Source organism: Verrucomicrobiota bacterium (assembly GCA_016871535.1).
Taxonomy (GTDB): Bacteria; Verrucomicrobiota; Verrucomicrobiia; order Limisphaerales; family SIBE01; genus VHCZ01.
In genome coordinates this window covers 16,751-36,429 of the sequence record VHCZ01000034.1, presented here as the reverse complement: position 1 = coordinate 36,429, position 19,679 = coordinate 16,751, and the positions used below count along the sequence as shown (strand labels likewise).

The following is a 19,679-nucleotide window of genomic DNA, read 5'->3' as shown; positions in this document are numbered from 1 at the left end:
AGACTTTGTTGACCGACAGTTTTAATCGCACCCCTCACGCGATCACGCGAATCCGAGTTTCCCGACTTTGTTGAAATCATTCATTAGCGAGCAAGCCTGTCCCAGCGAGCCGTATTCGGGCGTGCTTTCCAACCGCGTCTGGAAGGAGACCTGGAACTATCGGACCGCGCGATAGTATCTCCAGAAATGGTTCGAGGCCGAGCGGTCGATGTACTCGCCAAAACCGCTTTGCCCGGCGTTGGTGTACACCGGCAGCCAGTTGATCAGATCGGTCGAGGCCTGAAGGACTGCGTTTGTGAGGGCAGTGCCGCCGATCAGGATCCCAAAGCTCCCATCTGGTAGGCGCCGTCCTGACAGCCTCAAGGCTTCGGTCAACTCCACACTCACTTGCGCGTCGGCGCTCGTCGCCACGCCCGCAAAATTGCTCACCACGCAGCTATACTTGCCCACATTCGGCAACTGGAGCACTGGGATCACCAGGGTCGCATTGGTCGCTCCGCTCAACAGAAGCCCGTTCAATCGCCACTGATAAACCACCGGCACACGGCTCCGCACGCGCACCTCCAGGATGACCACGTTCCCCACTTTCCACACGCCGCTCGCCGGCTGCGCCGCCAATTCCGGCGGCGAACCCAACTGATACGTCAGCACCACTTGCCCTTGCACTCCACTCACCCCATCCACCGCGATATGGTACGTGCGATTCGGCGCCGCATCAAAAATCACCCGGCTGCTCTTGCGATCAAAGCCTCGGTTGTTATCCGATGCCAGCGCCGGCATCACGAGTTCATCGTAACCCAGCGGATTGGGCGGCCCTTCATACACCGCCAGCACCGTGTCGAAATCGCTTCCCTCGGTGCTCACCAGCATCTTGCCGTCCTCGTCCGCCAGCACCGAATACCACGCCGAGGCGCCGCCGGGTTCCCCCGCGTGATTGGGATCGCCAATCTCTTTGGTTTTTCCAAACGTGTGGAAAATCTGTGTCCCCACAAATCCGCGCGCCGGCGCGCCGCCGAATCCTGGCGAAAGTAGGGCAGGCTTCCCAGCCTGCCAGCCCGTCTGGCTCAACAGCGAACGTTCACCGGGCGGGACGCCCGGTGAACCCGCAGGCCAGGAGGCCCGCGCTACGTTTCCTCCAATCACGACCACCTCCGCCAGCTTGTCTCGGCTGGCCACCTTTTGCACTAGCCCGGCGTCGCCGCTGAAGTTGATCTCCAAAAACGCCGGCTCGCTCTCCACGCCTTCCTGACCATTGCCGACTTGCACGCGGTATCGGGCCACCAGGTGCGCTTGCACATTGGTCACTGTCAATGTCGCGTTGGTCGCACCGGGAATCGGGGCGCAGTTTTGATACCATTGGTAGGTCAACGGACGCGTGCTGAACGCGGTCACCGAGAAACTCACCATCTCCCCGACGGCCACCGTCTGGCCCAAGGGTTGTTGGAAAATCCTCGGGGCTTCCGTAATCACCGGATCAAACTTCCAACTCAGCACAATGTTCCCCGACGATTTCCCGAAACCATCCACCACGATCAAATACTCGACGCCGGCCGCCGCGCTGAACGCCACCTCGCTGGTGGCGAACCCGCCGCGATCATCGTCGCCAGCGACGAAGCGCAAGTTCGAATAATCCGGCGGTAGGTTCGGCGCCGCGTTCGTATAGACCGCCAGCAACGTGTCGAACCCGCTGCCGCGCGTGCTGAAGGTGGCGACGCCATTGGCCGGCGCTCGCCAACCGAGCCAAAGGGATTTGCGTCCGGGCTTGCCCACATGATCTGGTTCGCCAACTTCCTTCGTCCCGTTGGTACTGTTGGCGCTTCCAAGGCTGGAGAAAGAATTGGTCACTATGCGATCCCGCAGGTTATCCGAGAGAGGCAGCCGCGGACTGGGAATGACGAGTCCGGCAATGTCGCTGTTGACCGCGCCGCCGATGTTCTTGACGACAACGCTGTAGCTCCCGCCATCGGTCGGTTGGAGATTCGTCAACGTGAGCGTGGATTCAGTTGCTCCCGTGATTTTGGTGCCATTGAGCAGCCATTGGTAGGACGGAGGCGGATTGGCTGGGGCTGCGACGCCAAACCTGACGGACGAGCTCACTGTCGCGATTTGGGTTAGCGGTTGAATGTCGATGCGCGGGGGCATAACTACTACGATCGATGCTTCGGCGCTGTTGATAAGCCCGAGACGATTCGTGACCACCGCGCTATAGCGGCCCGAGTTCCCCACCTGAAGATTCGTTAGGACCAGAATTGAGTTCGTGGCTCCGACTAGATTGGCTCCGTTGAATTGCCATTGGTAGGACAGCGGAGTTACTCCGTCGGCCACAACGCCCAAGACTAAGAGCGTGTCCGAAAATTGCGCGGGGTCCTGCGGCGAGGGATTTTGGCTGTGGCCAAGGCGGCGAGGTCCGAGCATCCCCAACGCGGGCTGTAAGGACCGAGCCAACGCAGGCCACGGACAAAAGACCCGCCGCCCGGAGGGTTTTCGCGCCAAAGGCCGCCTGGCTTCGTTGCTCCTCAGTCGAAGATCCAGGGAGGATATTCTCCTTCGTCGCGCCTCGCCATCCGGCCTTTGGCGCGAAAACAGGACCCCGCGGAATTTTCGGACACGCTCTAAGCTTTCTCCGAGCCCAGCAGTTCGGTTCGGCGGTTGCTGCGTGATCACCGGTTCACCGACAGGCGGAAAAATAGCCAAGTTCGGGTGGAACCGTCCGTTGACCTCAGAGAAGGTTCCCGCGACCGCGACTGTGTCGCGGAACTGAACAAACGCTAAGCCCCTTCCGATGAATTTGCTCGGGTTCCAGTTTATACTCGGGCTCCAGTCCGTTGCTCGGCCAGTCGTCGCGTTCAAGGCAGCAACGTTCGTCCTGCTTTCTCCTCCAATTCTTTCGAAGTTGCCGCTCACATAAATTGTGTTGTCCGAAATGTAGAGACTCTCGAGCCACGATCCAGTTGGAGAACTGCTGGACGCGGCTGGGTTCCAATCCAGGCATTCGCCCGTAGTTGGGTCGAGCGCCGCGAGACCATTGCGTGCCCTACCATTAACCCTCGTGAAGTAGCCACCGATGTAAACTCGATTGTGAGAAACCGCCAAGGTCCGGACCGGACCGTCAGCCTCAGGATTCCAGGGAAGAGGAACAGCAGTAACTGGCTCAAGGGCGGCAAGACTATTCCGAGGCTGGCCGTTCACAGTTTGGAAGGAGCCCGCAAGGTACACCGCCTTTTCGCCCACGGCGATCGCCCTAACGCTGGATCGAGCGCCTCCGAGAATTGGATTCCAGTCTATTGCCTTTCCAGTCCGCAAATCCACAGCGGCAAGAGGCCTCGTCTTTGAGAGTAGCTCATCACTGTTGAAGAGAGAGCCTCCGGGGCCCCCCGCGTACATGGTGTTGCCCAAAACGTCGAAAGCCTCAATTTCGATAGAGAATGGGACGTTCGTCGAGATGAAGGCAGCACTGGGATTCCAGTCTTTGACAAGCTTACCCGTGCTGAGATCATAAGCTGCGAGGCCCACGTGAAAATCGAGGCCAGGGTCTACCTCTGAATCAATCCAGAACCCACCCGCGGCGTAAATTCTGTTGCCCTGAATCTTCACCTGATAAATTTTGTCCGGGTTCCCGACGCCGGAGACCCCGCCAATGAATGGGCCGTATTCCAATCTGTGGCTTTTCCAGTCGAGGTGTCAAAAGCCATGAGACCAGGAGATCGACGGACGCCACCCCAGGTAAGATTCCCGCTCAGTAAGACCAAGTTGCCGGAAATTACCGGAACGCCGAAACCCGAAATGTTCAATGGTACTTTCGAAATTGTGTTGCCCGTCGTGGCATCGAGCGCACGGAGGTCATCTTCGAAGAATCCGAGTTCGTTGACTCCATCGAATGTCCCGTAGAGGGTGTTTCCAGAGAGCGCAATCGGATAGAATTCGGCGTTCCTGTCCGGTTTCCTCCAATCGAGCGGTTTACCGGATGAGGAATCCAAGGCGGCAAAACTCCAGAGAGATTCTCCTCCGATCTTATCGAAATTGCCGTTGACGCAAACGATGTCGCTCTGCGCAATAACCCGGTGGATCCAGACATCAGTCCTCCCGCTGAAGGACGTATTCGGGTTCCAAGGCATTAGCCTGCCGGTAGTGCGGTCGAAAGAAGCCAGACTGTTGCGAACTTCTCCATTGATCTCTGTAAACGCGCCACCCACAAAAACTTTGTCGCAGGTAACTGCGAAATCCGCCAGATACGCTCCTCCTCCTCCCCCCTTCCGAATTTGTCTATTATCGAAGTGATCGGGTTCCACGGCAAGCGCTGACCAGTTTTGATATCGAAAGCAGCGAGGAGGGATTTGGGCGGCGGGGATGAAGAGTAACCCGCTACGAAGAGGGCATTGTCCGACACGGCAAGTTTGGTGACATTCGAAATATCAATCGCTGGGAGTTTTAGGTCGCTCACTTTGCCTGTCACAGAATCCAAAGCGACGACAACTGAGTCAGTGCTGCCCCGGTTTCTACCGGCCACAAACACTTTGTTACCTCCGACGCCAATGGCTGAAATGAAAACTGACAATATGGGCGAGGGCGTCCAATCTGCATCTAAGGATTGATCACTGCGCATGTGCGCCAAACCAAAGTGAGTCTCTCCGCCGCTCAAAGGAAGGGGAACTACGGTATACCAGCCCCCAGCCTGATCGGGGGTCACCCATGGTCCGCGAAGCTCCGGCAATGCCGTGCTGACTGCTCCCGTGCCAAAATCCACGACCAGTGCATGAGCGGCAGGGCGCCCCGCGCCATTGAACCATCCGCTCACGTAAAGGATTCCATCCTTTTCGGCCAGGTAAAACGGGCTATTGGCATAGTTTGGCACCCAAAAATCCTCGCGTGGGATGCTGGAAGGTTGGGCACACAGATCGCCAGGAGTAGAGGCGAGGTAAAGCAACAGTCCCGACCACAACAGTCGTTTAAACTTGCAAACAAGCAGCCTTTTCATCTCCGTCTCACCTAATGGCCCGGTGGAAACGCCACGGCTGATTTCCGCTAGCCGTGTCCAGAAACTCAAACCGTCCACCTGAACCCGAGTTCGTGAAGATGGGCAGCCAATTGACCAGGTTGGTCGAAGCCTGAAGGACCGCGTTCGAGGCGGCGCTGCCACTGATCGAGACGCTGAATCTGCCGTCCGGAAGCCGTCGGCCGAAGAGCTTCAAAGCTTCTGAGACATCCACGTCGATCAGAGTCCCGGCCGTAGTCGGCCCGCCCGCAAACGGCTGCAGATCGCGAACGATCAGTGTGCCTCCTGCGAACAGTGGTCCTCGCGCAGACACCGGAGCACTGGCCACAACCGTCCAATCTCGCAGGTCCAGGCAGAACTCGACCTCGATTCGGCCTTGTTCAGAGAGCCGCACCGTGAAGCCAACGGACCCGGGCAACCTAAAAAATCCACCACACAATTCTCCGAATCCGTTTTCGCCCGGATTCCCAGTCTCGGGTGGACCTGAAGCCAGCGTTTCAACAAACAAGTTTGAACCGATTGGCTTCAGATCAGCCGGATTCTGGAAGCGAGTCAGAGTGATTCTTCCGACATTTACGCCTCCACCGGCAGTGGTGAGGGCGATCTCACCCTGTGAGCTGAAGATCACGCCCCTCGTTGAAGGGGGAAAAAGCGGCAGACCTCCCAAAACGGGATAACCTTCCTGAGTCACGATGAGACCGTTGCCGGCGAACTTGAAGTTGCCATCGCGCGTATAAGCTTGTGTTCCGTCGGGCAATTGCACCTGGAAGAATCCGTCGCCGATTATGGCCTCGGGAGCCGACCCGCCATAAGTTCGTTCTGCGTCGCGAAAGTAAGGCTCCTCAATCCGGATCGTCGCGGCGTTTTGCGCATTACCGGCGTCGGTGGGTTGAGTCGGAAACGGCTTCAACTTTACCCGATAGAACCGAGCCACCACATTGCTCGTGCCTGCTTGGTTGCTCGGGGCGGCGGCCCAAGTCGTGGTCCCCCATTCCATGATCGCGAGCACAACCACCGCGAAGCCTAACCGGCTGCATAGCGAGCCACGAAAGAACGCAGAGAGCGCAAAGGCCCCGTTTCTGTTGCGAAGCAATCGAACAACAAAAGAGCATTTGTTCTGTTTGTTTGCTTCTGTGCGCGGCTGCGAAGCCCCTTGCTCCGACCGAAGCGTCAGCAAAAGCCAGCGCTGCAATCCTTTCAAACCACTCGTTCTCGCGCGAATTTCTGTGGCCGCAAAGGAACACAGTGCGTTGAAACCGCATCCAAACAAACCGCGGATCTCGCGGATAGCGCGGATAAAAACAGGATTGACCGATCCCGCGCCACTCCTATCCGTGCCCATCCGCGACATCCGCGGTGCATGCTCTCGGAGATGCGTGGTCTTGACAAATAGTGATGCAGAAAGGGCAATAGCAGGGCGAAGAAATCTTTGCGATCTTTGGGTTCTTTTGCGGCTAAATTACTCACTTGCGGCTTGGATGCGCGGCACTCCTCCGCGGCACTTCTACCCTGGGCAGGTGCGTCTGCGCGGACCGGCGCTTCGGTCAAGAAACTCACGGACAGGGCAGTCCGCGCTCCAGTCAGGGAGTTCATAGGTCGGCGACGCTGTGTTCGACCACGATTGATTTCCGAAACCAGCTTAGCGGTAACAAACTCCGAGCCGGAGCGCAACTTCATTGCTTTAGGGTCTGCGAAAAAATTAATTCGCCATTTGGCGGGAGCGTCGCTTGGCCTGATGCGAGGCGTGAGCGAGGGAGCATCCCCGCAGCGGGCTGTGACCGAGCGAACCACGAAGCAGCAGGCCAAGCGCCGCACCGCCCCGCAGGGCTGGGGCTGTTTGGCGCTCTGGCTTCGTTGCTCGCTCCTTACAGACCGCTGCGGGTCTGCTCGTCGCTCGCGCCTCCAGCAAATGGCGAGGTAATTTTTTCGCAGACCCTTATCCATTCAATCAAGATTCGGATGAACCGAGGCCGATCTTTCAAAGATTCGACGTTCAGCCGGCGCCGCTCGAAATTGGATGTCGAATGTTCGGAATCGCCCGAGCGAAACGGGCGAACACGACGGGGAAGGTGAATGTTTCTTGAAATGGACTGCAGCTAACTAAATCCAGGTTACGCATGGATCGGTGCGGCCTTCTCTGAGGTCATCGATTTCGTATCCGGCGCGCAGGACCTGGCCGGGCACCGGCTCCCAACCGAACAACAGCCGAAAGGCATGGTAGGCCGGCGAGTGGCGAATGGGATACCGGTCGAAAATCGCTTTCCAATCCACCAACAAGGTAAAGGTGCACGGTTCGGGAAGAATCCCGTAGTCCCACTGGGCGCAGAGGCGTTGCACGTACTCCGCCTTCTCCTCGGGCGTGCGGAGTTCGGTCGGGGGCGCTTCCAGGTCCGGATAAACGCTGTGGTCCAGAGTCATAGCTGCGCTGCCGGCAGGAACGCGTCACGGAACCAGAGGCGTGTTTCGCGAGCGCGTTCTCGTTGGTTTGGATCCGGAATGGTCTCAAGTGGGCGGCGAAGTTCGAGTTCTTGCAAGTGGCGCGCCGCTTCCGCGCGGGCTTGCTCCAGTCGCAAGTCAGGATTTTTTCGGGACCAAAGACCCCAGCATTCGTGGGGCGACGCCAACTCCGAGATCACCAACTGACGGATATCGATGAAATCGCGCGGAGCGCCGCGCTGCACCAGAGCGTTCATTTTCGAGCCCACATTGTCCGCCAGACTTTCAATGCGCAGCGGGGGCCACGGACTGATGAGATAAGGTTCCAAACGAATCGTGCGGGCCGCGATTTGGAAGGAAAACAGTTTGACGCCCGCCCGGATCAATTCCCAGGACTCGGTATCGCCAAATCGGCGTTGGTTCCACTGCAACTGGTGCTGCTGACAAATCTGGCTGATCACCGACTTCAATGCTTGGCGAACGTCATCGCGATCTCGTTCCGTGCTCTCCTCCGACCACCACGCATCCACATCATGGGTCAGGCGGTAGTCGCAGTAATGCTTCAAGGCGAAATATCCGCCCAGCACGATGTGTTGCGCGCAGGGATACTGGCCAAGGCCCAGAAGCAACTCCGCCGCGAACGGATCCACCTGCGCGGGTTTGACTGGCTGCCTTGTTTGCATCTTGGACGCACGGATTAGAGCACGCTCCGGCACGTTTCACAATCTCCATCAAGCCTGATGCGGCGGGAGCGCCATAAGTTTCCGGCAATGGCCGGAACCGCGGGCCGCGCAGGGCGATGCTGCGACGGGAGCCGTGGGCCTTGGCCCACGGATCAAGGCGTGTCGGCCGCACGTCGCCGAGCGACGTTTGAACCCGCCCAATGGGCTCGGCCGGAGCCTTTCGAGCGTCGCTTCGCGACGTGACCGACATCGCACCCCACCCGTGGGCTTGAAGCCCACGGCTACCGTCTTCAAGTCGCTCCGCGACTGCAAAACCTGAGATGCGCCGCGGCGTGGCACGCCATAAGTTTGCCATAAGATTCCTGCTTTCATCGCGAGGTCTTCCTGCTATCTTGCACTCAAGCGATGAACCTCGACTCGGTCCTCGAACATCATGCGCAGGTCGAGGAATTTCGACGCCGCCATCGCACCGGGCTGGCCACTTTGCTGTTCACGGACATTGTCGGCTCGACCAAACTCAAGCAGAGCCTTGGAGACCAACAAGGGCTGTTCCTGATCCAGCAGCATCATTCCATTGCCCGGAAATTTCTCGGCCAATTCAACGAAGCGGAGGAGATCAAGACAGCGGGCGACTCCTTTTTCATCATCTTCGCCAAGCCGTCCGATGCGGTGAAGTTCAGTCTGCTGCTGCAATCCAGGCTGAGGAGTTTGGCCAAGACTGCCCCCGCGCCTGTCTTCGATCGCATCGGCATTCACGTGGGCGAGGTTTTCATTGAGGAAGACCAAACTGCGGGCCGATCCAAGGACCTGTTCGGCATTCAGGTCGATACCTGCGCGCGGGTCATGTCGCTCGCTGACGGCGATCAAATCCTGATGACCCGGTTTGCTTTCGACAATGCGCGGCAAGTGTTGAAAGGACAGGAACTCGAAGGCCTCGGATCGCTTTCCTGGTTGAACCACGGCACCTACTCGCTGAAAGGCGTCGAGGAACACCTGGATCTATGCGAAGTGGGCGAGACGGGACTGGCCCGTCTTTTGCCGCCGAAGGACACGGACAAAGCGCAACGGTTCGTCGCGGTGGAAAAAGAGCCGGTGCTCGGCTGGCGTCCGGCGAACGGCCAAGCCATCCCGAACACGCAGTGGGTCCTCGAAGGCAAGATCGGGGAGGGCGGATTCGGAGAAGTCTGGGTGGGCTGCCATCAAGCGTTGAAGAAGCGCCAGGTGTTTAAGTTTTGTTTTCGGGCTGACCGGGTGCGTTCGCTCAAGCGCGAAGTCACTCTGTTCCGCGTTTTGAAAGAGCGCATCGGGAATCATCCGAACATTGTCGCGGTGCATGACGTCTTCCTGAACGAGCCGCCGTATTACCTCGTGATGGACTACGCCGAGGGGAAGGACCTTAAGACGTGGAGCGTGGAGCGTGGGGGCGTGGAGCGTATTCCGCTGGAGACGCGGCTGGAGATCGTGGCACAGGTGGCGGACGCATTGCAGGCGGCGCACGACGCAGGCGTGATCCATCGGGACGTGAAGCCGTCGAACAATCTGATTGCGGAGTGCGGAGTGCGGAGTGCGGAGTGCGGATTTCAAGAATCCGAAACCCGAAATCGACCGCGAAGCTGACCGACTTTGGCATCGGCCAGGTCGTGTCGGAAGAAATCCTGGCTCAGGTCACGAAGGCGGGCTTTACGCAAACGCTTGTGGGCCCCAGCTCGTCGTCGCAGACCGGGACTTTCGTGTACATGGCGCCGGAACTCCTGGCGGGCAAACCGGCTTCGGCGCAGGCGGACATCTACTCTCTGGGAGTGGTCTTTTATCAGTTGGTCACGGGAGATCTGGCGCGACCCGTGACGACGGATTGGAGCGAGGAGGTGAAGGATCCGCTGCTCCGCGAGGACTTGAAGCGATGTTTTGCCGGGAATCCAACGGCTCGTTTCGCGCGGGCAGGTGAGCTGGCAACGAACCTTCGCTCCTTGCCAGAACGACGCGCCGCTCAGGCAGAAAGAGAAGCTCAGGACTCGGCCCGCCGGGAAACGGCATTGCGGGAGGTGTTGAAGGTAAAGCGCGGGCTGACGTTGAACTGGCGGCAAGCGACGATGGGCGCGATGCTGACGGTGCTGGCTGGTTGGTGTTTGCTGATTTCTCGATTCGATTTTGGTCTAAAAGCGTTGAGCTTCGATCTTCCTTTTGCGCTTCGACCCGACATCAGACCTGGCGAAGTCTTGATTGTTTACATGGACGACGAGTCGCGGAGACGTTTGGGCCAAGACCTCGGCCGTCTCTGGGATCGAAGTTTGCATGTCAACCTGGTGAACCAACTGACTCGGTGGAAAGCCAAGGCTATCGTGTTTGACATCCTTTTCGAGTCGCCGTGGCCTGATCCGAAAGTGGATGAGCAACTCGCGGCGGCCATGCGTGCGCACGGCAAAGTGGTGACCGCAGCCACGGTTGAAACAACGCATCCGCAGGGCGGGCCGATCACCAGGCGAGGGATCCTTCCCGTGGAGCCGATTCGATCGGCCAGTGTGTTTGGGCTCGCTGAATTTCCGGGCGAGCTGGACACGCGCATTCGGCGCCGGCCTCAGAACCCTTCTTGGGGCGCGTTGGTGGAATTACCTTTGAAAACTATTGAGGTGTTGGGGAGCAGGCCAGGCGACAGAACTCGTTCTCCGTGGCTCAACTTTTACGGCCCTCCCGGAATCATTCCCAGCATGAGCTATTTTGAGGTTTTGGAAACCAACGCCGCGCAGCGTTCTTACATTTCCGACAAGGTGGTCTTCGTGGGACAAGGCAAAGCGATCACTCCGGCGGGCGTCCGATCTTTCGACGAGCATGGCACGCCTTACACGAGATGGACCGGATTGTTGTCGCCAGGAGTCGAACTCCAGGCGACGGCGTTTCTCAATCTGTGGCGAGGCGAGTGGCTCACCGAGCTCAGCCCGTTCGCCGAGGTCATTGTCCTGGGATTCTTAGGAATTGTCTTTGGGTTTGGACTCACGATGTTCCGGACCTCAGTGGCCGCCTGGATCGGCGCGGCTGGCGTTTGCCTGATTGCGGGCCTGGCGCTGTGGTTGGTCTGGCAGCAGCACCTCTGGTTTCCCTGGCTGATCGTCTGCGGCGTTCAGATTCCCTGCGCGCTGGGCTGGTCCGTCCTGGTGAACAGCAAACGGCTTTACGCAGAGAGAGAATTGCTGCGAGCGGCCATTCCAGTTGAACAAGCCAGACTCGCCGGCAGCTCAGCGCTCGCCGAAGCCGCAACGGAGACCGCCCCATCGCCTTCTCACGCGGGAGCAGAAAGAACCACTGCGGACGGTTCGGCCCTGACAGAACTCGATTCGGCCGGTTCACGCGCGCCGGAGGTAACGGCAGCGTCAATGGCTCCTGCGATCCCGGATCACGAGTTGATCCGGATGATCGGCGAAGGCGGGTACGGCCAGGTGTGGCTGGCCAGAGACGTGATCGGGAGTTATCACGCGGTGAAGGTTGTTTATCGACGCAAATTCTCCAACGCCGAGCCGTACGAGCGCGAGTTTCGCGGCATTCAAAAGTTCACGCCGATTTCGCGCACGCATCGAGGCCTGATCCACATTCTTCACGTCGGCAAGAACGACCGCGAGGGCTGGTTCTTTTACATCATAAAGTTGGGGGACGACGAAGTGTCCGGGCAAAAGATCAACCCCGCCACTTACTCCGCCCGGAATCTCGCGCAGGAACTCAAGAAACGAGGCAAGCTCTCTTTTGCGGAATCTCTCGAACTGGGTCTGGCGTTGACCGAGGCCTTGCAGCACTTGCACTCACATCAACTGATCCATCGCGACATCAAACCGTCCAACATCGTCTTTGTGAATGGCCAGCCGAAATTTGCCGACATTGGTTTGGTCACGGATTTGCACGAGCGCAGCCCGGCCACAACCTACGTCGGCACGGAGGGCTATATTCCGCCGGAAGGACCAGGAACTGCGGCGGGCGATGTTTATAGCCTGGGCAAGGTGCTTTACGAAGCGAGCATGGGCAAAGATCGCAAGCAATTCCCGGAATTGCCCACCTCGCTGGCTGAGCGGGCGGACTGCGAGGCCTTGTTGAAGCTCAATGAAATCATTCTTAAGGCGTGCGACCCGAACGTCCAGGCGCGCTATCCATGCGCGGACCAGATGCAGGTCGATCTTGTGCGCCTTCAGACGGAACGGCGCGGTCACGCGGCTAAGTGACTTTTCCGTGAATCGTCATCCCATGAACCGTCTCTTCGGACCGTGGCCTTTAGGCCGCTTCAACGCTCGACTGCGGAGAGTGCGCAGAAGCAGCCTGAAGGCTGCGGTCCGCACGGGTTTTGGTTCAAGGCCCGTGAGCAGGTCCGTGAGGAACCGGAGGCTTCCCAGGAACCCGATAGGGCTGCGTTGCCGCGCAGCCGGTTTTCTGTCGATGCGGCCGCGCGGCAGCACCGCCCTACCAGCGATGGGTTCAAAGGCCGTGCGCACGGCTCGCAGGCCGTGGAAGCTTCCCATGAACCTGCGTTGGTTTGTAGTCCCGCCTTTAGGCGGCCCCGGCGCACCGGACCGGCTAAAGCCGGGACTACATGCAGGGCGTGGTTCATGGGCTGTGTGCATAGTAATCAGACCAAGGCAACTTCCCAGGATCACCTCGTTCAAATGAAATCCGTGGCGTTCCACAGCGGCACATTGACCTCGACGCGGCAAACGCTGCTGAGCCGCTTGAAGAATTGGGAGGATCAAGCAAGCTGGCGCGAGTTCTTTGACCTGTACTGGAAGCTGATTTACGGCGTTGCACTTCAGGCCGGGCTGGCCGAAGCCGAAGCGCAGGATGTCGTGCAGGAAACATTGATCGCGGTGGCCAAGGCCATGCTTGGCTTCAAATACGACCGAGCCCGAGGCTCATTCAAGGGCTGGCTGCTCCAGTTGACTCGCTGGAAGATCACAGACCAATTCCGCAAACGACGGCCTGCGGATGCCCGCAGACCGCAACCTGTCGCCTCCCAGACAGGAACCTCTCCGATCGAGCGGATCCCCGATCCGGCCAGCCTTCCTTTGGAATCGGTTTGGGATCGAGAATGGAACCAGTGCTTGCTGGAGCAAGCGATGGAAAGAATTCGCGCGCGCGTGCCTCCGAAACAGTATCAAATCTTCGATCTCTACGCCGTGAAACGATGGCCGGTGGAAAAAGTCGCGGCTGCGCTTCACGTCAATCCCGGGCAGGTCTATCTCATCAAGCATCGCGTAGGGGCCTTGATCAAGAAGGAGGTGCGAAAGCTGGAGACCCAGCCGATCTGACGCCAGTCTTTTTGCTGAAAGATTTTCCCTGCCTGTTACGAATATTGAGGAGATGAGTGAACAAAGCCCAGGCGGTTGCCGGAAGACCAGCGTGGCCGTGCGCATTCTTTTGGCCCTTGGTCTGGCTTTGGGAGTATCTGCGAAAGCAGCCGAGACCCTGAAATCGTCCGCCACAAACATCACCGTGGTTGAGATCGAAGGCGTGGTCGAGGTGCTCCGCTTCGGCGCGCAGCGCTGGGATCCGATCAAGGTGAATTCGACATTGGATCCCGGGGATCAGTTACAGACTGGGCCGCGCAGCCGCGCCGCGGTGCGCTGGACCGATTTGACGGTGAAGCGGCTGGACGAGCACAGTCTGCTTCAAGTCCCGCGCGAGCCCAGGCGGAGGACGGGGTTCAACCTTTTGAGAGGGGCGCTCTATTTTTTCCACCGGGATCGCCCCGGCGAACTTGACGTGCAGACACCGACCGTCTCCGCCGTGGTTCGCGGAACGGAGTTCAACCTCAAAGTCGCGGAGGACGGCACTACGACGTTCACGATGTTCGATGGTTCGGTCGAACTGACGAATGCCTTCGGGACGAACGTCGTCGAGCGCGAACAACAGGCCGTGGTTGAACCGGGCAAACCGCCTGTGAAAACGGCGCTCCTGGCTTCCGCCCGAAACGACGTGATTCAGTGGTGCCTTCACTATCCCGGGGTGCTCGATCCGGACGAGCTGCCATTGACAGCGGACGAGTTGAATGTCCTGCGCGATTCTCTCGCGCATTATCGCAGTGGCGATGTGTTGCGGGCCCTGAGTGCTTACCCTGACCCGCGAACGCCTGCTTCCGAAGCCGAGTCCGTTTATCTGGCTGCCCTCGTGTTGGCGGTGGGGAGAGTGGAAGAGGCGGAGCAGCTCTTGGCCAGGATCAAGCGCACGTCGGGAGATGACCGAGCCGCCCGAGCCGCGGAAGCGCTGCGCAAAGTGATTGCAGCGGTCAAGTTCCGTTCCGTGCCTTCGACACTGTTGCCGGACGGGAGCCCGGATAAAGCTCAACGCGCGCGGATTCTTGCCACGGAATGGTTGGCGGAATCGTACTCTCAACAATCCCGTTTCCAGCTTGTCTTCGCCCTGCAAGCGGCTCAAGAAGCGGTGAACCAATCGCCAGATTTCGGCCTGGCCTGGGCGAGACTCGCTGAGCTGCAATTCAGCTTTGGTCAGTTGCGTCCAACTCGCCAGAGTCTGGACCGCGCGCTCCAGTTGTCGCCCAACCATGCCCCGGCGCTGTCAACCAGGGGTTTTATTCATGCCGCCTCGAATCGCTCGGACGAAGCCCTGACGCACTTCGAGCGCGCGATCGCTTTGAACGGTTCGCTCGGCCACGCCTGGCTTGGCCGCGGGCTGGTCCGGATTCGCCAGGGCCACGCGGAGGCGGGTCGGCAGGATTTGTTGATGGCGGCAGCGTCCCTGCCGCCCCGACAGGGAGGCGCGTCCGCCCCCCAATCGGGTCACGATTGGTCGTTGGCGAGAAGCTACCTGGGCAAAGCCTTCGGCCTGGCCGGCGACTTTGACCGTGCGGAGCGGGAGATGAATCTGGCCAAGCAGTTGGACCCGGCTGACCCAACGCCCTGGCTTTATTCGGCCTTGATTCTCCAGGACCGCAGGCAGATCAACGCCGCCATGGCCGAGATCGAGCGTTCGATCCAACTCAACGATAATCGCCGGATTTTTCGCTCGCGATTGTTGCTGGACCGGGATCGCGCGGTGCGCGGCGCCAATCTCGCCTCGATCTACCGGGACGCCGGCATGGTGGACGTGAGCGTGCGCGAAGCCGCGCGAGCCGTGGCGGATGACTACGGGAATTTCTCCGCTCATCTTTTCCTGGCCAACAGCTACGCGGAGCTTCGGGACCCGCGGCAAATCAACTTGCGGTATGAAACGCCCTGGTTCAACGAATTGCTCCTGGCCAATCTGCTTGCTCCGGTCGGCGGCGGTTCGCTTTCGCAAAATATTTCACAACAGGAATACGCGCGGCTGTTCGAGCGCGACCGTCTCGGAGTCAGCTCGTTCACCGAGTATTCCAGTCGCGGGGACTGGCTCCAGGCCGGTTCGCAGTACGGCAATTTCGGCAACACGGGCTATTCGCTCGACGCCATCCACCTCTCGCAAAATGGCCAGCGGCCGAATGAGGACATCGACCAGACCACGCTCTGGGGCAAATTCAAACAACAGCTCAGCCCGCAAGACGCGCTGCTCATCCAGATGCTGTGGTACGAGAATGAATCCGGCGATGTGCGGCAGTACTACGATCCGGCCGAAGCGCATGGCCGGTTGCGGTTCACGGAAAAGCAGGAACCGACCGTGCTGGTCGGTTATCATCACGAGTGGGCGCCGAGGAGCCATACGCTTCTTCTGGCGGGACACCTGGATGATCAAGTCACGGCGCATGATCCGGAGGCGCGCCTTCTGACGGTGGCGCGGAACGCGGACGGCTCGATTCGCCGCGTGCGAGACTTTGATTTCTCCCAGAGCTACCGCAGCGACTTCACGGCTTACTCCACCGAACTGCAGGACATTTGGGCCACGGCGCCGCAAACCTTGATCGCGGGAGCGCGTTACCAGATCGGCCAGGCGGACACGGTCTCCGAAATCTCTCGTGATCCAACGCTGTTCCCGGCAAATCTGCTGACCCATTCCGTCGTGCAAGCGAACTCAACGGACCTCGAACGCCTCAGCATCTATGCATACGAACATTGGAGGGTTGTGGATCCTCTGCAAGTGAGCGTCGGCCTGAGCTACGATCGGCTGCGGTTTCCGGCTAACATCGACCATCCGCCAATCGCGGATGGGGAAGAGAGCCGAGATCAACTCTCACCGAAAATTGGCTTCAGATGGACTCCGACTCCGGCCACAACCTTGCGGGGCGCCTATACCCGTTCCCTGGGCGGAGTGTATTACGATTCGAGTGTGCGGCTCGAACCTTCGCAACTGGCCGGCTTCCTTCAGAGTTTCCGAAGTGCCATTCCTGAATCCGTCGCGGGCCCGGTCGCGGGTTCAGAGTTTGAGACGGGAGGATTGGCACTGGATCTGAAGTTCCCCACGCGAACGCATGTCAGTCTCGCCGGAGAGATTCTCCGATCGGACGCGGATCGGAGCGTCGGAGTGTTTGATCTGCCTGGATCGAGCGGCATACCGGCCACGACGCGCGAGGGTCTGGCTTTCACAGAAAGAACACTCACGGTGACAGTGAATCAACTGTTCGGCGACGGTTGGGCGATGGGAGCGGCCTATCGGCTCAGTGACGCTGAACTGGAGACCGATTTCCGGGAACTCCCGGTTTCGGCCTTTGCGGCTGCCGACAGCACCATCGCGGCAGACCTCCAACAACTCGTGTTGTTTGCCTTGATGAACCACCCGAGCGGGTGCTTTGCGCGGGCGGAGGCGTTGTGGAACGTGCAGAGCAATCGAGGCTACCTGGTTGACCGCCCTGGCGATGATTTCTGGCAGTTCAACTCGTATGTCGGCTACCGTTTTCTGCGCCGGCGCGCGGAGATTAGAGTCGGCCTGCTCAACCTCACCGACCGGAACTATCGATTGAATCCGCTCAACCTTCACGCGGAGCTGCCGCGAGAACGGACATTGACAGTGAGTCTGAAATTCGACTTTTAGGATGGGATAGGAAGCAACTCCTCCTGTTGGTCTTCTTTCTCTTCGCTGATCACCGGCGCGATGGCCTGGAGTTTGTCGCCTTCAACCAGGTCGATGAGTTTGACGCCCTGGGCGTTGCGGCCGGTTTCACGGATGTCCTTGACGGAGATGCGCACCATCTGCCCGCCGGCGGTGATCAGCATGATTTCGTCCTCCTCCTGCACCGTCAACGCCCCGACGACGTGGCCCGTGCGGTCCGTCGTCTTCATCGTGATGATGCCTTTGCCGCCGCGGGACTGGAGCCGGTACTCCTCGAAATCCGTCCGCTTGCCAATTCCGTTCTCGCCCGCGACCAGCAGTGTGCCGCGAGAAACCACAACGGCCAACGCAACCACCGCGTCGCTCGATTCGAGCGTGATGCCGCGGACTCCCGTCGCGGGCCGGCCCATCGGGCGCACGTCTTCCTCGTGAAAGCGGATGCTTTGCCCCTCGCGCGTGATCAGCACGACCTCATTAGCGCCGTTGGTCAGCTTGACATCAATCAGCGTATCGCCGGATTCAATGCTGATGGCGATGATTCCGCCTTTGCGGACGTTGGCGAATTCAGCGAGGGCGGTTTTCTTGACCGTGCCCTTTTCCGTCGAGAAGAACAGGAACAAGGGTTGTTCCCAGGTGATGTCTTCCTTGTTCGGCCCGGTTTTGGAATTGATCCGGATCAGCGCGGCGATCTTCTCCCCCGTGTGCAGCTCGAGCAAGTTCGCGATGCTCCGCCCCTTCGCTGTCCTTCCCATGTCGGGAATCTCATGGACCCGCTCCACATAGACGCGGCCCGTGTTCGTGAAGAACATCAGAAAGTCGTGGGTACTGGCTGTGAAGAGGTGTTCGATGAAATCCTCGCGGTCGCCCTCGGCGGCCGAGCCTTCGCGCGTAGCCATGCCAATGACCCCTCGGCCGCCGCGCCGTTGGGAGCGATAGGAACTGATGTTCGTGCGCTTGATCAGGCCGTTGTGCGTGATGGTGATGATGACGCCTTCGTTCGCAATGAGGTCTTCGATGGCCATCTCGCCTTCGTCCGGCACCAGTTCCGTCAAGCGCGGCCCGGCATGCTTCTCTTTGATTTGCTTTAGCTCATCCTTGATGATGGCTTTGACGCGCGCTTCTTTAGCCAGAATGTCCGTCAAATCCTCAATTCGGCTAAGGATTTCAGTGTACTCCGTTTTGACCTTGTCGCGTTCGAGGCCGGTGAGTTGATACAGCCGCAGTTCAAGGATGGCGGCGGTTTGGGCCTCGCTGAACGCATAGCGGCCATTGGTGAGGCGGGCTTCGCTGCGGATCAACACGCCGAATCGTTCGACCATGGCGCGGGTGAACTCGAAGGCCAGCAGTTTCACCTTCGCTTCCTCTCGGTTGGCCGAGGTGCGGATGATGCGGATGAATTCGTCCAGGTTGGCCAGCGCGATCAAATAGCCTTCGAGCGTCTCGGCCCGTTCCTCAGCTTTCTTAAGTTCAAATCGCGTCCGCCGCAGCACCACTTCGCGGCGATGCTCGATGTAGCAATTGATCAGTTCCTTGAGATTGAGAATTTTGGGCCGGCCATGGTCGATGGCCAGCATGTTGACCGCGAAATTAGTTTCGAGCTGGGTATATTTGTAAAGGTTGTTGATCACGACCTTGGGGACCCCATCGCGCTTCAACTCGATCACGACCCGCGTGTGCTCGTCGGATTCGTCCCTGACCGCTGTGATGTCCGTGATGATTTTCTCGTTGACCAACTCCGCAATGCGCTCGACCAACGTCTTCCGGTTTACGATGTAGGGGATCTCCGTGATGACGATCTGCTCCCGAGCTCCTTTCAATTGCTCCAGGCCGACCCTGCCGCGCACTTTCAGGCTGCCGCGGCCAGTCTCGAAATACTGTTTGATCGGATCGATCCCGCAGACCATGCCGGCCGTGGGGAAGTCCGGTCCTTTGACGAATTTCATCAACTGCGCCGTTGTGATTTCGGGGTTATCGATCTGCGCGCAAATGCCGTCGATGATCTCGCCGAGGTTGTGGGGCGGGATATTCGTCGCCATGCCGACAGCGATGCCGGTGGCGCCGTTGATAAGGAGGTTCGGGAACGCGGCCGGAAAAACGGTGGGTTCGGTTCGAGTCTCGTCATAATTCGGGACGAAATCGACCGTGTCCTTGTCCATGTCCTCCATCAGGACCGCGCCCAGGTGCGTCATCCGCGCTTCGGTGTACCGCATGGCGGCGGGAGGATCGCCTTCGACGGAGCCGAAATTCCCCTGCCCATCGACCAACGGCTCGCGCATGGCCCAAGGCTGCGCCATGTGGACGAGGGTGGGATAAATCACGGCCTCGCCGTGCGGATGGTAATTGCCGCTGGTGTCGCCGCAAATCTTGGCGCATTTCCGGTGCTGCCGGTTCGGGAACAGGCTCAGGTCGTGCATCGCATACAGGATGCGGCGCTGGGAAGGCTTCAAGCCGTCACGGGCATCGGGCAACGCGCGCGAGATGATGACCGACATCGAATAGTCGAGGAATGAGTTTTTGATCTCATCCGCGACGTTGATCTTGTCGATCTTTTCGTTCGCCGCAAAAAGAGGTGCGTCGCCTCCTTGGGGAATGTTGCTGGGACCGTCGGACTCGGGCATACG

At 59.2% G+C, this 19,679-nt stretch carries 10 protein-coding genes; 4 read left to right on the top strand and 6 right to left on the bottom strand.

Annotated features, from left to right (window positions below; all coding sequences use genetic code 11):
• Nucleotides 1-156: 156 nt before the first annotated feature.
• The 5 genes from FJ398_07030 to FJ398_07010 all read right to left on the bottom strand — a co-directional run bounded on the left by FJ398_07030 (nt 157) and on the right by FJ398_07010 (nt 8,112).
• A complete protein-coding gene (locus tag FJ398_07030) occupies nt 157-2,445 on the bottom strand; it encodes a hypothetical protein (GenBank protein MBM3837705.1) in 2,289 nt (762 codons plus the stop codon).
• Between the two features lie 1,669 nt (nt 2,446-4,114).
• Nucleotides 4,115-4,975, bottom strand: coding sequence for a hypothetical protein (locus FJ398_07025; GenBank protein ID MBM3837704.1), 861 nt, complete (start codon nt 4,973-4,975; stop codon nt 4,115-4,117).
• A gap of 7 nt (nt 4,976-4,982) precedes the next feature.
• A complete protein-coding gene (locus FJ398_07020) occupies nt 4,983-6,002 on the bottom strand; it encodes a hypothetical protein (protein MBM3837703.1) in 1,020 nt (339 codons plus the stop codon).
• 1,091 nt (nt 6,003-7,093) lie between these two features.
• Complete coding sequence (locus tag FJ398_07015) at nt 7,094-7,411, bottom strand: hypothetical protein (GenBank protein MBM3837702.1); 318 nt, start codon at nt 7,409-7,411, stop codon at nt 7,094-7,096.
• A complete protein-coding gene (locus FJ398_07010; GenBank protein MBM3837701.1) occupies nt 7,408-8,112 on the bottom strand; it encodes a nucleotidyl transferase AbiEii/AbiGii toxin family protein in 705 nt (234 codons plus the stop codon). The genes FJ398_07015 and FJ398_07010 overlap by 4 nt, the downstream gene beginning before the upstream one ends.
• Before the next feature lie 405 nt (nt 8,113-8,517).
• On the opposite strand from FJ398_07010, the gene FJ398_07005 reads away from it, so the two are divergent.
• The 4 genes from FJ398_07005 to FJ398_06990 all read left to right on the top strand — a co-directional run bounded on the left by FJ398_07005 (nt 8,518) and on the right by FJ398_06990 (nt 17,040).
• Nucleotides 8,518-9,729 carry a hypothetical protein gene (locus FJ398_07005; protein MBM3837700.1) on the top strand — a complete coding sequence of 404 codons (1,212 nt, stop codon included), beginning with the start codon at nt 8,518-8,520 and terminating at the stop codon, nt 9,727-9,729.
• The gene (locus FJ398_07000) at nt 9,516-12,314 is read left to right on the top strand and encodes a CHASE2 domain-containing protein (protein MBM3837699.1); all 2,799 of its coding nucleotides are present in this window, start codon (nt 9,516-9,518) and stop codon (nt 12,312-12,314) included. The genes FJ398_07005 and FJ398_07000 overlap by 214 nt, the downstream gene beginning before the upstream one ends.
• Nucleotides 12,315-12,752: 438 nt before the next feature.
• The gene (locus FJ398_06995; GenBank protein MBM3837698.1) at nt 12,753-13,391 is read left to right on the top strand and encodes a sigma-70 family RNA polymerase sigma factor; all 639 of its coding nucleotides are present in this window, start codon (nt 12,753-12,755) and stop codon (nt 13,389-13,391) included.
• A gap of 52 nt (nt 13,392-13,443) precedes the next feature.
• The gene (locus FJ398_06990) at nt 13,444-17,040 is read left to right on the top strand and encodes a hypothetical protein (protein ID MBM3837697.1); all 3,597 of its coding nucleotides are present in this window, start codon (nt 13,444-13,446) and stop codon (nt 17,038-17,040) included.
• Here FJ398_06990 and gyrA read toward each other — a convergent pair.
• Nucleotides 17,037-19,676, bottom strand: coding sequence for a DNA gyrase subunit A (gene gyrA / locus FJ398_06985; protein ID MBM3837696.1), 2,640 nt, complete (start codon nt 19,674-19,676; stop codon nt 17,037-17,039). The genes FJ398_06990 and gyrA overlap by 4 nt on opposite strands.
• Nucleotides 19,677-19,679: the final 3 nt, after the last annotated feature.